At 56.7% G+C, this 14,942-nt stretch carries 7 protein-coding genes; 3 read left to right on the top strand and 4 right to left on the bottom strand.

Annotated elements, in window-relative coordinates:
- Positions 1 to 162 precede the first annotated feature (162 nt).
- The 3 genes from gyrB to H5P30_RS02870 all read left to right on the top strand — a co-directional run bounded on the left by gyrB (position 163) and on the right by H5P30_RS02870 (position 5,973).
- Positions 163 to 2,661 (top strand): DNA topoisomerase (ATP-hydrolyzing) subunit B, encoded by a 2,499-nt coding sequence (gene gyrB, locus H5P30_RS02880; RefSeq protein WP_185691457.1) that lies wholly within the window; start codon positions 163 to 165, stop codon positions 2,659 to 2,661.
- Positions 2,662 to 2,771: 110 nt separating this feature from the next.
- Positions 2,772 to 5,198 carry a DNA gyrase subunit A gene (gyrA, locus tag H5P30_RS02875; protein WP_185691456.1) on the top strand — a complete coding sequence of 809 codons (2,427 nt, stop codon included), beginning with the start codon at positions 2,772 to 2,774 and terminating at the stop codon, positions 5,196 to 5,198.
- Positions 5,199 to 5,217: 19 nt separating this feature from the next.
- Entirely contained in the window at positions 5,218 to 5,973 is a 756-nt protein-coding gene (locus H5P30_RS02870) for an alpha/beta hydrolase (RefSeq protein WP_185691455.1), read from the top strand.
- 10 nt (positions 5,974 to 5,983) lie between these two features.
- Here H5P30_RS02870 and H5P30_RS02865 read toward each other — a convergent pair whose 3' ends face one another.
- The 4 genes from H5P30_RS02865 to dnaE form a co-directional block, all read right to left on the bottom strand.
- The gene (locus H5P30_RS02865; RefSeq protein ID WP_185691454.1) at positions 5,984 to 7,177 is read right to left on the bottom strand and encodes a SpoIIE family protein phosphatase; all 1,194 of its coding nucleotides are present in this window, start codon (positions 7,175 to 7,177) and stop codon (positions 5,984 to 5,986) included.
- Between the two features lie 132 nt (positions 7,178 to 7,309).
- Entirely contained in the window at positions 7,310 to 9,343 is a 2,034-nt protein-coding gene (ispG, locus tag H5P30_RS22385; RefSeq protein WP_425504929.1) for a (E)-4-hydroxy-3-methylbut-2-enyl-diphosphate synthase, read from the bottom strand.
- Positions 9,344 to 9,390: 47 nt separating this feature from the next.
- Positions 9,391 to 10,854 carry an RIP metalloprotease RseP gene (rseP, locus tag H5P30_RS02855; RefSeq protein ID WP_185691453.1) on the bottom strand — a complete coding sequence of 488 codons (1,464 nt, stop codon included), beginning with the start codon at positions 10,852 to 10,854 and terminating at the stop codon, positions 9,391 to 9,393.
- Positions 10,855 to 11,122: 268 nt separating this feature from the next.
- Complete coding sequence (gene dnaE, locus H5P30_RS02850) at positions 11,123 to 14,908, bottom strand: DNA polymerase III subunit alpha (RefSeq protein WP_185691452.1); 3,786 nt, start codon at positions 14,906 to 14,908, stop codon at positions 11,123 to 11,125.
- Positions 14,909 to 14,942 lie beyond the last annotated feature (34 nt).

Here is a 14,942-nt window from a genome sequence, read left to right as displayed (position 1 = left end):
TAATTGCGGAGTCGAGAGTCGGAAAAACCGAGCCCCGTCCTTCTCTGCGGGGCCTCCGCTCCTTTTTGTCGAGGATTGGGGATTGTCAGGGGCCGGGATTCCTGTTTGTTTTGGAGGTTTAATCCGATCCATTTTCACAAACCCGAAGGAACTACCTGCCAGATGGCTGACTCAAACTCTTCCCAAGCAAAAAACGATACTTACGACGCCTCAAAAATCCAGAAACTGGAGGGGCTGGAAGGGGTCCGGAAAAGACCGGACATGTATATTGGAGACACGAATGAAAGAGGTCTCCACCACTGTGTTTTCGAGATTGTCGACAACTCGATCGACGAAGCCCTCGCCGGGTATTGCTCGCGGATTTCCGTCTCGATCCACCTCGATGGCTCTTGCTCCATTGAGGACGACGGTCGCGGGATCCCGGTCGATATGCACGAAAAGCACAAGATTCCGGCGCTCGAACTGGTTTTGACCAACCTCCACGCTGGCGGAAAGTTCGGCAAGGGCGCTTATCAAGTGTCCGGGGGGCTGCACGGGGTTGGAGCCAAGTGCGTAAACGCCGTCTCGGAGTGGTTCAAGGCGGAGGTCCGCCGCGATGGGAAAGTCCACTCCATGGCCTTTGAGCGTGGTAAGACGACCCAGCAACTTCAGGTCGTGGGCGACACCAAGCGCACCGGGACGAAGATTACCTTCAAGCCGGACGCTGAGATCTTTTCAGTTCTCGACTTCAAGTACGACATCCTCGCCAAGCGCATTCGCGAGCTGGCCTTCCTCAACCCTGGTATCGAGATCGCCCTTCGCGATGAAATTGCCAAGAAGGAAGAGAGCTTCAAGTTCGAGAACGGGATCGCCGAGTACGTCAGCTTCCTCAACCGGAGCAAGACTCTCATCCACCCCGACCCGATTGTTTTCCACGGTTCCGCTCCAGCGGTAAACAGCGAGGCGGAAGTCGTCGTCGACGTCGCCCTCCAGTACAACGACGGTTTTAACGACCAGATTTACGCCTACGCGAACTCGATTCACAACATCGAGGGGGGGACGCACCTGTCCGGTTTCCGCACGGCCCTGACTCGTGTTATTAACAATTACGCCAAGGCGAACAATCTGGTGAAGGACAAGGATCCTTCGATCACCGGAGATGACGTCCGCGAAGGATTGACTGCAGTGGTCTCGGTGAAGGTGCCGGAGCCCCGCTTTGAAGGTCAGACCAAAACCAAGCTCTCCAACAGTGAAGTGGACGGGATCGTCCAGAAGATCGTCGGGGAAGAGCTGAAGTATCTTTTCGAAACGACCCCGGCCATCGCCAAGAAGGTGATCGACAAGGGGCTCAATGCTGCCCGTGCCCGTGAAGCAGCCCGCAAGGCTCGCGACACTGTCCGCAAGAGTGCGCTCGTTTCGGGCGGACTTCCCGGGAAGCTGGCCGACTGTTCCGAGAAAGATCCGGCCGTCTGTGAGCTCTATATCGTTGAGGGTGACTCCGCTGGAGGTTCTGCCAAGCAGGGCCGTGACCGTCGTTACCAAGCGATTCTCCCGATCCGCGGTAAGCTTCTCAACGTTGAGAAGGCCCGTTTGGACAAGATCCTCAACAACAACGAAATCCGCACCCTGATCACCGCCACCGGAACGGGAATCGGTGACCATGAGGGCGACGGCGCTTTCGACGCGGCCAAGTCCCGTTACCACAAAGTCATCATCATGACCGATGCGGACGTGGACGGCTCTCACATCCGAACCCTTCTCTTGACCTTCATCTTCCGTCACATGAAGGGTCTGATCGAGAACGGCTACGTCTACATCGCGCAGCCGCCACTCTATAAGATCAAGCGCCGGACCAAAGAGCGTTACATTGATAACGACCAAGAGATGAGTCGCATTCTTCTCGAGCTCGGGAGTGAAGGCGTGACCTTGGTCCGCATGCGTGACGAGCATCAATTTGAATCCTCGCAGATCGACAAGATTGTCGAGAAGCTCGCCCGCTTGGAGACCCTCGGGGGCGGAGTTTCGCGTTACGGTTGTGATTTTAACACCTATCTCGACCAGCACGATGGGGAAACCCGCGAACTCCCGCGCTATCTGGCCCGGGTGCGGACTGGAAATGTTGAAGAATTCCGCTACCTGAAGTCCGAAGACGAGCGCTCCAAATTCTACGTGGAGATGGACCTCACCGAGGACCTCTACGAGAACATGGTCACCCGCGACGTCGAGGTGAACGGAGCGAAGCTGGTGCAGCGGGTTTCGGTTCACGAGATCTTCGAAGCGACCGAGATGACCAAGCTCCTTCGCGAGCTCGCAAAGATCGGTCTGGACGTGAATCAATTCTCCCCTTCCGAAGAGCCGCGCTATCACCTGATCGAGAATCAGGGCGACGAAAACAAGGAGAACGTTATCGAGCTCCGTTCGATCTTCGAAATCATCGAGAACATCCGCGTTCTCGGTCGCAAGGGGCTGAGCATCCAGCGCTACAAAGGTCTCGGTGAAATGAATCCGAAACAGCTCTACGAAACCACGATGGATCCCGAGCGTCGCAAGCTGCTCAAGGTGGACATCGAGGATGCCGCGGCCGCCGACCAAATGTTCTCCATGCTGATGGGGGAGGATGTTGCCTCCCGGAGAATGTTCATCGAGGACAACGCTCTGAACGTTTCCTATCTCGACGTGTAATTCCGAAGCGGACGAAAAGGACTGAACGATTAAAAAGAGAGTGAGGAGGGCCGCTTCACCGCGAAGGGCATTTCTCCCAAAACTCTCATTCCCCTAAGCCGAATATCTAAATGTATACCGATAAGGAAAAACTCATTCCGACCAACATCACCGAGATTATGTCGACGGCCTACATCGACTACTCGATGTCCGTGATTGTCTCCCGCGCACTGCCGGATGCACGTGATGGCTTGAAGCCAGTGCAGCGCCGCATCCTCTACGCGATGTTGCGTGAAGGTCTTCTGCGCAGCCGCAGCTTTGACAAATGCGCCGGTGTGGTCGGGGAAGTCCTGAAGAACTATCACCCGCACGGTGACTCTTCGGTCTATGATACCCTCGTCCGTTTGGCTCAGAAGTGGGTGATGCGCTATCCGCTCATCGATCCGCAGGGCAACTTTGGTTCGCTCGACGGGGATCCGCCCGCCGCTTATCGTTATACCGAGTGCCGTCTCGAGCGCATTGCGGAAGAACTGCTGCGCGGAATCGACGAAGATACTGTCGACTTTGCGCCTAACTATAAGGAAAGCACCACCGAGCCGAAGGTGCTTCCGGCGGCTCTTCCTCACCTTTTGATGAATGGTTCGACGGGGATCGCCGTCGGGATGACGACCAACATCCCGCCGCACAACCTCGGCGAACTCATCGAAGCCACCTGTCTCCTGATCGACGAGCCAACGGCCACCATCGATCAGATCATGAAAGTTCTCCCGGGGCCCGACTTCCCAGGTGGAGGGATGATCAACGGCACGAAGGGGATTGAGAGTTACATGAGGACCGGGCGTGGAATCGTCCGGATGCGGGGCACCGCCCACTCTGAGCAGCTCAAGAATGGCAAGGAACAGATCGTCATCACCGAGATTCCCTACAATGTGAATCGCGCGAATCTGGTTCTCAAGATTGCCGAACTCATTTCCGACAAAGTCATTCCGGGCGTCAGCGACCTCCGCGATGAGTCCGACGAAAATACCCGTATCGTCGTCGAACTGAAGCGGGGAGAAATCCCACGGGTGACGATGAACAAGCTGTTCCGTCATACCCCGCTCGAATCCAGCTTTGGGGTGATCCTGCTCGCTCTGGACGATAGCCGTCCGAAGCAGATGAACATTAAGGAGATGCTCAATTGCTACATTGAGCACCGCCGCGAGGTGATTCTCCGTCGCACACGTTTCCAACTCCGCAAGGCTTTGGATCGCGCTCACATCCTCGAAGGGTACAAGATCGCTCTCGATAACCTTGACGACTTTGTGAAGATCATCCGGTCCTCGCAAAACCGCGACGAGGCTCGGACCAAGTTGATGGCGAAGTATCCGCTGACCGAGCGTCAGACGAACGCAATTCTCGAACTGCGTCTCTACCAGTTGACTGGTCTTGAGCGCGAAAAGATCGAAGCAGAATACATCGAACTCATGAAGTTGATTGCGTATCTCGAAGAGATTCTCGGGTCGGAAGCCCGCCTCCTCGAAGTGATCAAGGGTGAGCTTCGCGAGACTGCGGAAAAGTACATCGACGACCGCCGCACCAAGATTTCTCCCGAAGAGGGTGAGTTCCGGATGGAAGATGTCATCGCCAACGAGGGGTGCATCATCACCGTTTCGCACCACGGCTTTATCAAGCGTACCAGTGTCAGCTCCTACCGTTCGCAAAAGCGTGGCGGTAAGGGAGTGATCGGCGCCGGCCAGCACGACGACGACTTTGTGGAGCATCTCTTCACGGCCAGCACCCACGACTTCATCATGTTCTTTACGAATAGGGGTCGGGTCTTTGTGGAGAAGGTTTACGAGATTCCCGAAGGTACGCGGATTTCCAAAGGACGTTCGCTCGCCAACGTATTGGAGATTTCCAAGGACGAGCACATTTCCTCGATGATTTGTGTGAAGGATTTCGACGAAGCGCTTCACCTCGTGATGTGCACTCGGAAGGGCGTCGTGAAGAAGACTAACCTCAAGGAGTATCGCAACTACCGGAAGGGTGGATTGATCGGCATCAATATCGATGACGATGACCAGTTGGTGAACGTGAAGTTGACCAAGGGAGAGAACGAACTCGTGATCATCACCCACGCCGGTATGTCGATCCGCTTCAAGGAGACCGATCTTCGCGACCAGGGTCGTGCGACCCGCGGCGTGAAGGGCGTGACTCTGAAGAAGGATAACGACTATGTTGAAACGATAGAAGTGGTGGACGAGAATGCCGCTCTTCTGATCTGTGGTGAAAACGGTCAGGGCAAGCGCACGAATTTCGATGAATATCGACTTCAAAGTCGCGGTGGCAGTGGTATCATCGCCATCAAGACCGAAGGCGTTGCCGGCGCATTGAGCGTTCATGAGGACGACGAGATCATGATGTTCACCAAGAACGGGCAAGCAGTGCGTTCTCCTGTGAAGGATATCCGTGTCATCGGCCGTACGACTCAAGGCGTCCGCTGCATCAATCTGGGCGAAAAGGATAAGCTGGTGGGAATCAGCCGGATCGTTCAGGTCGACGCCGACGAAGCTTAATCGAGCAGGAGCATCTGTGATGTCAAAATCGTTTACGACAGACCCAAACCCGGACCTGACCTACTTTGCTCCCAGCGGTGAGATTGACCGCGGGAGCGCTCTCGTTGTTTTCCCGGGTGGAGGCTATAGCCATCGGGCCGAGCACGAGGGCAAGGGCTATGCGGAGTTCTTCGCCGCAGAGGGATTTCACGTATTCGTTTGTGCCTACCGCACCGGTGAACTGGAGCCCACGTTGGCCCCCGCTCCTCTTGAAGATGCTCTCAGCGCGGTTTCGATTGTGCGCAAGCGCGCCGAAGAGTTGGGATACTCTCCGAATCGGATCGGGGTGATTGGCTCCTCCGCCGGGGGGCATCTCGCGGCTCACGTTTCGACAGTATCCTCGTCGTGGGGGGCAGAGTATCGTCCGGACTGGACCATCCTTTGCTACCCAGTGATCGCATTCTTCGGGCCGGCTGCTCATATGGGGTCACGCCGAAACTTACTCGGTGAATCTGCGGATGACGAAGTTGCCAAGCAGTTCTCCCCTCATTCTCTGGTCGACGGGGATACGCCTCCAGCCTTCCTCTGGCATACTCTTGAGGACGCCGGTGTTCTCATGGAGAATTCTTTGCTGTATGCCGAAAGTCTCCGCCGCAACGGGATTCCCTTCGAGCTTCATGTCTCGGAAAAGGGAGGGCATGGTCTCGGCCGTGGAGCAGATTTTGGTTGGGCAGAGCGAGCGGTCGCCTGGTTGGAGCTGACTGGACGAGTCGGTTCGGCCGAAGTGGTTGCTTAGGGCGCCCGCTTTAGCGGGCTTGGAAGACGACGCAGGTCTGGTCGTCAACGCGTGGTGCGCGCCCGGCGAATTGATGAATCTTGTTCAGCAAGAATTCCGGGACATTTTCCGCGCGCTCGTTCCGGCTCTCATGGACGGCGGCCTTGAGTCGATCGATTCCAAATTCTTCACCATTTTCACTCAAAGCCTCTTCCAGACCGTCGGTGAAGAGGATGACGCGATCGCCGCGGGAAAGGTGGAATTCTTTGCACGCGAAACTGGATCCCGGCAGGAGTCCGAGTCCAGGAGCATTGTCGAGGCGGATGGTCTCGAGCTCTTCGGATTCTCGGTGGATAAAGAAGGTCGGGTGAGCCGCGTGGGAAATTTGCAGGCGAATCGTTCCCTCGTTTGTGAGGTGAAAGATACCAGACATAGCCGTGACGAAACGGTTGGGGAGGACGTCCTTCAAACTTTCGTTCATGCGGGAAAGGACAGACTGGGGTCGATCATCCTTCGCGCGGGAAAGACGATCCGCCGCGTATTTGATCAGCAAGGTGTAGAGTCCGGCCGAAACTCCATGTCCGCAGACGTCGCCCATGAAGAAACGCACATCCGGTTCATCGGGTCGGGGAAAAGTGATGACATCGCCACTGACAGAATGCGAGGGATCATAGCCTACGGCGATGCGGAGAAAGGAACTCTTCCGTTCCTTTCCGGGGATGAGGACAGACTGGATCAAGCGGGCGCTCTCCAGATCGGCCCGCATGGTATCGTTCTGTTTTTTGAGAAGCCGATCATGTCGCTCAAGCGCGTCATGCGCTAGCTTCTCACGGGTGACATCCCGTGAGATTCCGATGATCCCGATCGGGGTCCCATCTTCGAGGAGAATAGGCGCTTTGATACTGGAAGCCCAAGTGACGGATCCGTCCGGCCAGGTTTCTTTTTCGGCTTCGCGAATGGAGGGGACTCCACTCTCCAGGACTTGCTGCTCGTCGTCGTAGGCTTGTTGAGCGTGTTCGGCACTGAAAAAATCGAAATCGGTCTTTCCCACTAGGTCGGCGACCGACCCCACCTTGAAGTTTTTCACCATGCTCTGGCTGATCACGACGAAGCGGCTCTGCGAATCCTTGAAGTAGATCTTGTCGGGCGAACGCGAAAGGAGAGATTCGAACAACACCTGATAGGAGAGTCCTAGCTTTTCCAAAGCCTCGTCCGACATATTCATAGGAGGAGAGCGTAGTCGGAAATTAGAACGATGCAACGACGCGTTGGGCTCGGATGCCCAAAATCTATCTCAGGACGATTCTTGTCTCCACAGGTGACGATCTGCGGAGAGCTTGGATGAGCCCGAATTGGGCTAAGAGGGGTCGACCCACTTCCCGTGGGAGCGGATCAGATCGATCAGGCGATCAACAGCTTTCTTTTGGGGGATTCCGATCTCCACGCATTCTTTGCCGACGTAGAGGTTGATCTTGCCCGGAGCTCCTCCGACATACCCGAAATCCGCATCAGCCATTTCGCCGGGACCATTCACTATGCAGCCCATGACCGCGATCGTTACACCCTTCAGGTGGTCGGTCTTTTCACGGATCTTGGCAGTGGTCGATTGGAGGTCGAAAAGGGTGCGTCCGCAACTCGGGCAGGCCACGTATTCCGTCCGGGTGATCCGGGTGCGAGAGCCTTGGAGAATGTTAAAGGCCATCGCCGTCCCCATGGCCGCGTCCGGAAAAATTTCGCAGCTGAGGAGATCTCCGACTCCATCGCAGAGGAGAGGTCCGGCGAGCATGCTTGCTTCGACGATTCGAGCGGAGGTGTAATCGGAGGGGAGGATGCTGTTTTCGTCTGTCGAACGAATCCAAATGGGATGACGAATCCCGGCCTGCTTGCAGGCATGCGAAAGTTTGCGATAGGCACCGAGGCGATGGCTGATCTCTCGGTCCGAAGGGGCGAGGGTGAGTATGGTCGAAGGCAGGTCGTCTCGGTTTTGAAGAATCGAGAGGTCCTCCGGTTCGGCTAGCTCGGCGAAGAGAGTCGAGCCGGATGCGATGCAGGCCGAGATGGCTTCGTTTGCAGATTCGATTTTCTTGCCGGAGATCGGGGCGAGGATTCCCCAGCGGATATCGGATGGGAGAAGGGAAGGCTTTAACTCTCCTGCGGGTATCTGTGAGCCGTCGATGACGATGAGTGGCAGTACCGTATGGAGCGCCTCGCCGAGGGGAGCGAGCTGAACCAGTTCGTCAGAAGTCGTCGGGGTGACGATGAGGCCTTCGATCTTTGCATCCTTGAAGCGGGTTTGGATGCCGCATACTTCTCGGATGATCGCTTGCTCGTCGGTGAGAGGCAGGCGAGTCCGCACGAGGACGGCTGGGGGCTGCGTTCCACCGACGGTAAGATTCTCGCCAAAAGAAACCTCCTTCGCTTCGCGGCGGGTGAATTCGTAAGGGTGGATTCCGTCTTCCGGGAGAGATGTAGGTGGGGTGTCCTTCGAAGGGCTCCAGAGACTCATTGCCCGGGAAGCGAGCTCTTGGCCTACCGGGACCTCGTGGACGGGATCTTCGGTGAGGGAGACTCGTATGGTGTCTCCGATTCCATCATACAAAAGGCTTCCGATCCCGATGGCGCTTTTGACGCGGCCATCTTCGCCCCCTCCAGCCTCGGTGACTCCGAGGTGTAGTGGGTAGTTCATGCCATGTTCGCGCATGCGCGCGACAGCAAGGCGATAGGCCGCAATCATGACCTTCGGGTTGCTCGCCTTCATGGAGAGGATGATGTCGCGGAAATCGTGAGACTCGGCGATTCGGATGAATTCGAGGGCGGATTGGACCATGCCTTCGGGGGTGTCCCCGAAATGGTTCATGATCCGGTCTGAGAGCGAACCGTGATTGGTCCCGATGCGCATCGCTTTCCCCCGGTTTTTGCACTCGAGGACGATGGGAGAGAAAGCATCGTAAAGTCGCTGAAGTTCGCTGTCGTATTCGTTGTCAGAATACTCGCGGACGGCGAACTTTTTGCGATCGGCGTAGTTGCCGGGATTGATTCGAACCTTGTCCACATGCTTGACCGCCTCCATCGCCGCTTTGGGGGCGAAGTGGATGTCGGCAACCAGAGGATTTTCGAATCCGGCCGCGCGGAATTTTTTGTGAATGTCGGCGAGACAGCGGGCCGCCTTGGTCGTGGGGGCGGTGATGCGGATGATCTCGCAACCGGCTTCGGCGAGCTGAATGGATTGGCGGACCGTGGCGTCTACGTCATCGGTCAGCGTCGTCGTCATCGACTGGACGCGGATGGGATTGTCGCCGCCCACCCCGACGTTGCCCACCATGACTTCGCGGGTTTTCCAGCGAACGGTGCGGAACCGGGATTCGCAGTAGGGGAGGTCGGCTGAGGGCACCTCCCCAATCGCCGGATGAGCGGGCGGCTTCGAGAGTGTCTCTGAGCTCACGGTGCGTCTTCCTTGGGCGAGGAGGCAGGAGCTGCCTCGGGGGAATGATCGTGGTTTTCCTGAACCGTTTCAGCGGGGGCGGATTCTTCGCCAATGCCCAGATCATGCCCAATGCGTCCGACGTCGTAGAAGGTTACGTAGAGCATGAAGGAGAGGAAGAGGACGATAAATGCTCCCTGTGTCGTTTCCATAAAGCGCCGGGGAATTGGTCGCCCGGAGATCTTCGCAATCGTTGCGAAAAGCATGTGCCCGCCGTCGAGCACGGGCACCGGCATGAGGTTGAGCATCGCCAGGTTGACGTTGATGAAAGCGAGAAGCCAGATGACGTGGGTGAATCCGTAGTGGCTGAGGGTGGAGATGACGTGAACGATCCCCACCGGCCCATTCATATTGCGGACTTTGACGTCAGATCCTTGGTGGAGAAGGGCGACGAGAGTCCGCTTTACGGTATCCGCCATGATCGCGATCTGCTGGATCGGATTGCGGTGAACGATCTCGGTCTTTGCTTGGTATCCATATTGGAAGCCGAAGAGCTTCCGATCGAGGTCGGGAAAAAATTTGGGCTCCATTGAGAAGGTGATCTCTTCTCCATCGCGGAGAACCGTCAGGTCGATGGGACCTTCTTCGTGTTGAGCGAGCGAGGCTTGGAGGAGGGCGGAGGAGTGAATGGGTTCGCCGTCGAGCTTGAGGAGAAGGTCGCCGGGCTGGATTCCTGCCTCAAAGGCGGGCATTTCTTCATAAACTCCGGTGATTCTCAGGTCTCCCGCAGGACGCATCCCGATGTCGCGAGCATTCTCTCGGGTGATGAGGACGGGATTGACGACGAAGGTCAGTTCTTCTCCGTTCCGTTCAACGGTGATATCGACCTCTGGTTTTCCCTCTCCATTTCGGCCGAGGCCAGTGAGGATGGCATTATTTAATTCCATCCAATCGTCGATGGGATCTCCGTCAACAGCAACAACCCGGTCCCCTGAATGAATTCCAGCCTCGTAGGCGGGGCCAGGAACCATATCGCCGTCGGATGTATAGACTTCTTCGGCCACGGAATCGATCTCCGTGGTGACAATCACTTCTTGGCCCACGATCCAGAGAATGCAGGAGAGAATCAGGGCAAAAATCAGGTTAAAGACCGCACCCATGACGGATACGATCATCTTGTCCGCATACGAAATCGGCGGCAGTTTTTCCGCCTCCGAACTCTCTCCACCTTCGATGGAGGCCATATCCGCCAACTGGGGCAGGGCCACATATCCACCGAATGGAATCCACGAGATCCGATACTCCACCTCATTGCGGGTCCATCGAACGATTGGAGGTCCGAAACCGATCGAAAATCGCTCGACCTTCAATCCCCGCCGCCGCGCCGCGAGGAAGTGCCCGAGTTCATGGATAAAAACACAGAACCCCAGTAGGAAGATTCCGAGGAGAACGTAGGCGACGTTGGGAAAGAGTGATGGCATAGATCTGGGATGCGTTCAGTTCGGTTATTGGTAGGGCAGGAAGGAAGAAAGATCAAATCCGATAGTTGGACCGTTTGCAGTGCTATTGATAGCCGGAATGAATCAAGAGAACTGTTCTAAAATAGTTGACGCCGTCTTGATTTTTAAGTGGTTAAATATCAGGTAGTTGTGGAGGGGTCCGGATGATGTCCGGGGTTTTGCAATAAACCAGACGAAAAATATGCGACGACCGGCCGGGTCACATTTTTGTTTCAGAACCTACCGGAGACTAGCCCGCTTGGCGGTCGCGTTGGCGTTTCATCCAGTGGGGGCGATCGTCGATTTCCCGGGGTTCGGTGACGGAGAGGCGGATGCCGACGACTGCGGGATGCTCGCGGAGTTTTTGGATTCTCGGCCAGTGGGGAGGGATGCGGAGAGTTTGGGAGACTTCGGCGCGATAGGCTCGGTCGCCGTCGGCCATGACCACGACCGTAATCGGGAGACCTGACTCGTCGAAGGTCATGGAGTTTCGGAGTTCCTTGAGGAATCGGGTGCCATCGTCATTTCCGCGGATGACCCAGGTCATTTTGCGAATGAGTTGGGAGAGGGAATTGTGGAGGGGGCGAATGGCGAGCCCGTGGAGGTCGACTCCTTCATCGCGGCGGGCGACTCGGCCTTCGACGACGACGATATTGTTCATCCCGATAAAGTTCCGATTTTTCTCGAAGCTTTTTGGGAAGACGGTGATCGGGAGGCTTTTGGTGCGGGTGAGGAGGTTAAATTTGGCCCAGGGGTCACCCGTCTTCCGAGTCATCCGCTGCTCGAGTCCGGAGATGACTCCGGTGAAGCGGAAGGTTTCCTCGTCTTCGAGTTCTTCGTATTCGGCTGGATCGTCGGAGAGGAGGCAGTCGGCGAGCATCCCGTAATCGTCGAGAGGGTGGCCGGAGAGATAGAATCCGAGAAGCTCTTTTTCATGGGTGAGCTTTTCTTTGCGTCCCATGGGATCGACTTCGATACGGGTCGTGCCGTCGTTCGGCGCTTCATCTTCTGTACTCTCCTCCATGAGGTCGAAGAGAGAGCCCTGGCCGGATTCGCGGTCCTTGCGCTCGGCCATCGCGGCGCTGAGGAGGGCGTCGAGATTGGCGAGCAGACTGGCCCGGTCTTCGCCAAAGGAGTCGAAGGTGCCGGTGCGGATTAAGTTTTCGAGGGTTCGCCGGTTCACGGCTTTCATGTCCGTGCGGGCGACGAAGTCGGTGAAATCCGTATAGTGGCCGTTGTTGTCGCGCTCTTCGATGATCTTGGCGGTGGCGGAGTCGCCCACACCCTTAATCGCGCTCATTCCAAAACGGATGCGGCCTTTGTCGCCTTCGTTTTCGGCGGGCACGGGGGTGAAGTTGTGCCGCGATTCGTTGATGTCCGGGCCGAGGACGGGGATGCCGAGGGCGATGGCTTCGGAGACGTAGTTGGCGACCTTGTCGGCGTTTCCGAGTTCAGCGGAGAGGAGGCCAGCCATGAACTCGACCGGATAGTTCGCCTTGAGGTAGGCGGTCCGGTAGCTGACCATGGCGTAGGCGGCGGAGTGCGACTTATTGAAGCCGTATTCCGCAAACTTTTCCAGAATTCCAAAAATTTCCTCCGCTTCTCTGCGAGCAATATTGTTCGTTTCTTTGGCGCCTTTGACGAAGATAGCCTTTTGCTCGGCCATGACGTCTTTCTTCTTCTTCCCCATGGCGCGGCGGAGAATATCCGCATTACCGAGAGTGAATCCGGCGATGATCCGTGCCGATTGCATCACCTGCTCTTGGTAGACCAGAACCCCGTAGGTTTCTTCCACCAGTTCTTTCAGGAGCGGGTGGGGGACGTGAATTTTCGACCGGTCTTTCTTTCCTTCAATGAACTGGGGGATGAACTGCATCGGGCCCGGACGGTAAAGGGCGATCAACGCGATGATCTCTTCAAAACTGCTCAGGCCGATCTGACGGGAGAGGGCCTGCATCCCGTCCGACTCCAGCTGGAAGACTCCGACGGTCCTGCCCTCGTTGAGGAGGTCGAAGGTGGCTTGGTCTTCGAGGGAGATGTCCTCAATCCGGAAGTCCGGTTTGTTGTGGGAGGTGCGGATGAAGCTCTCGGCGTCGGAGATGACGGTCAAGTTCTTCAGTCCCAGAAAGTCCATCTTCAGCAGGCCGAGGTCTTCAACGGGGCCTTTGGCGTACTGGGTCGTCAAATCTCCTTCTTGAAGGCAAACGGGAACCAGGTCGGTCAACTTGCGGTCGGCGATGATAATCCCGCAGGCGTGCTTGCCGGTGTTGCGGACCATGCCTTCGATGACCTTACCTTGGTCGACGATCTTGCGGGCGATCGGGTCGGTCTTGATGGCTTCGCGGAGGTCTTGGGATTTCTCGATGGCACCGGCCATGGAAATTCCGAGATCGTCGGGAACCATTTTGGCGAGACGATCGGCGTCCTTGTACTCGAGCCCGTTGACGCGGGCGAGGTCGCGGACCACCATTTTGGGACCAAAGGTTCCGTAGGTGACAATGTTGGCCACGGAGTCCGCGCCGTATTTTTCGCGGACGTAGCTCACCACCTCGTCGCGGCGGCGCATGCAGAAGTCGACGTCGAAATCCGGCGGCGAAACACGTTCGAGGTTCAGCATTCGCTCGAAGAGCAGGCCGAAGCGCAGGGGATCGATGTCGGTGATCTTGAGGACGTAGGCGACGAGACAGCCAGCACCGGAACCGCGACCGGGGCCCACGGGAATCCCTTGGCGGCGGGCCCAGTCAATAAAGTCCCAGACGATGAGGAAGTAATCGACGAAGCCAGTTCCCGAAATGATCGCCAACTCGTATTCGAGCTGGTCGCAAACGCGCTTCGCATAACCCTCGTCCTGCTTGGGCCCGGGAACAAATTTCTCTGGATGGTCGTAGTCGACTCCGTATCGCTCCAGAACTCCCTTTTTGCAGAGGTCGAAGAGAACCCGGCCGTTTCCTTTCAGGAGTTCACGCTTTTCGTCGGTGAGGATGATTCCGTCCTCGACGCCGTTCTGCTTGTTCACCTTCTTCTGCTCCTCGATGTAGATGTCGAGGATCTTGTCGAACTCGTCCGAACGGGTCTGAATCTCAATCGTTTCCGGCTTCTGGAAAACGGGGTAGTGGCTGACGCCAAACTCGAGCTTCAGGTCGACCCGCTCTGCGACTTCGAGAGTGTTGGTAACACTCTCGGGGATCTCCTTAAAGACCTGCGCCATTTCGGCTTCGCTCTTGAGGTAGAACTGCCGGGAGGGGTAGCGCATTCGCTGCTCATCGGCGATGACCTTCCCGGTTTGAATGCACAGGAGGGCGTCGTGGGTTTCCCAATCCTCCTTGCGGACGTAGTGCACGTCGTTGGCGCAGACCACTTTGAGGTCGAACTCTTTGGCGAGCTTGACCAAGCCGGGGATGATGCGCCGTTGGGCGGGCATTCCGTGGTCTTGAATCTCGATGAAGTAATTATCCTTCCCGAATATGTCGATGAACTGGGCCGTCGCCTCCCGCGCCTTTTGATAGTCTGAATAAATCAGGTATTGGGAGGCGACCCCGTTGATGCAGCCGGAGAGGCCGATGATCCCTTCCGAGTGCTTGGCCAGCTGCTCCATATCCGTCCGCGGACGGTAATACATCCCGTTGGTATGGGCATCGGAGACGAGCTTCACCAGATTCTGATACCCTGTGAAATCCTTGGCGATGAGGGTCTTGTGGTGGATCTGGTTTTTCGGGAAATTTTCAGGGCCGAGTTCTTCTACAGGGACATCGACCATGTCGTCGGAGCGCTTTCGTTCGCGCTTGGGCCGCTCGTCCATCATGTGGTCGTGAACGAGGTAGATTTCGCACCCGATGAGCGGTTTGATTCCGCGCTTGGTCATCTGTCGGTAGAACTCAATCGCCCCGAACAGATTCCCGTGGTCGGTCATAGCGAGCGCCGGCATGCCGAGCTCGGCGGCGCGGTCGGCCAGGAGGTCAATTCGGCAGCATCCATCCAGCAGACTGCGGTCCGTGTGGACGTGGAGATGGACGAAAGGATTGTGGCTGCCCGACATGGGTTCAGATTCGGTCGAAAGCCCCTGACGTGCA

The organism is Puniceicoccus vermicola, from assembly GCF_014230055.1.
Lineage (GTDB): Bacteria > Verrucomicrobiota > Verrucomicrobiia > Opitutales > Puniceicoccaceae > Puniceicoccus > Puniceicoccus vermicola.
The sequence above is the reverse complement of the archived record's forward strand: the minus strand, read 5'-3'. Positions and strand labels throughout refer to the sequence as shown.

Bases quoted from the DNA above. Each gene is read 5' to 3' on its own strand.
- H5P30_RS02870 (WP_185691455.1), top strand. From the start codon at position 5,218: ATGTCAAAATCGTTTACGACAGACCCAAACCCGGACCTGACCTACTTT.
- dnaE (WP_185691452.1), bottom strand. From the start codon at position 14,908: ATGTCGGGCAGCCACAATCCTTTCGTCCATCTCCACGTCCACACGGAC.
- H5P30_RS02865 (WP_185691454.1), bottom strand. From the start codon at position 7,177: ATGAATATGTCGGACGAGGCTTTGGAAAAGCTAGGACTCTCCTATCAG.
- rseP (WP_185691453.1), bottom strand. From the start codon at position 10,854: ATGCCATCACTCTTTCCCAACGTCGCCTACGTTCTCCTCGGAATCTTC.
- gyrB (WP_185691457.1), top strand. From the start codon at position 163: ATGGCTGACTCAAACTCTTCCCAAGCAAAAAACGATACTTACGACGCC.
- gyrA (WP_185691456.1), top strand. From the start codon at position 2,772: ATGTATACCGATAAGGAAAAACTCATTCCGACCAACATCACCGAGATT.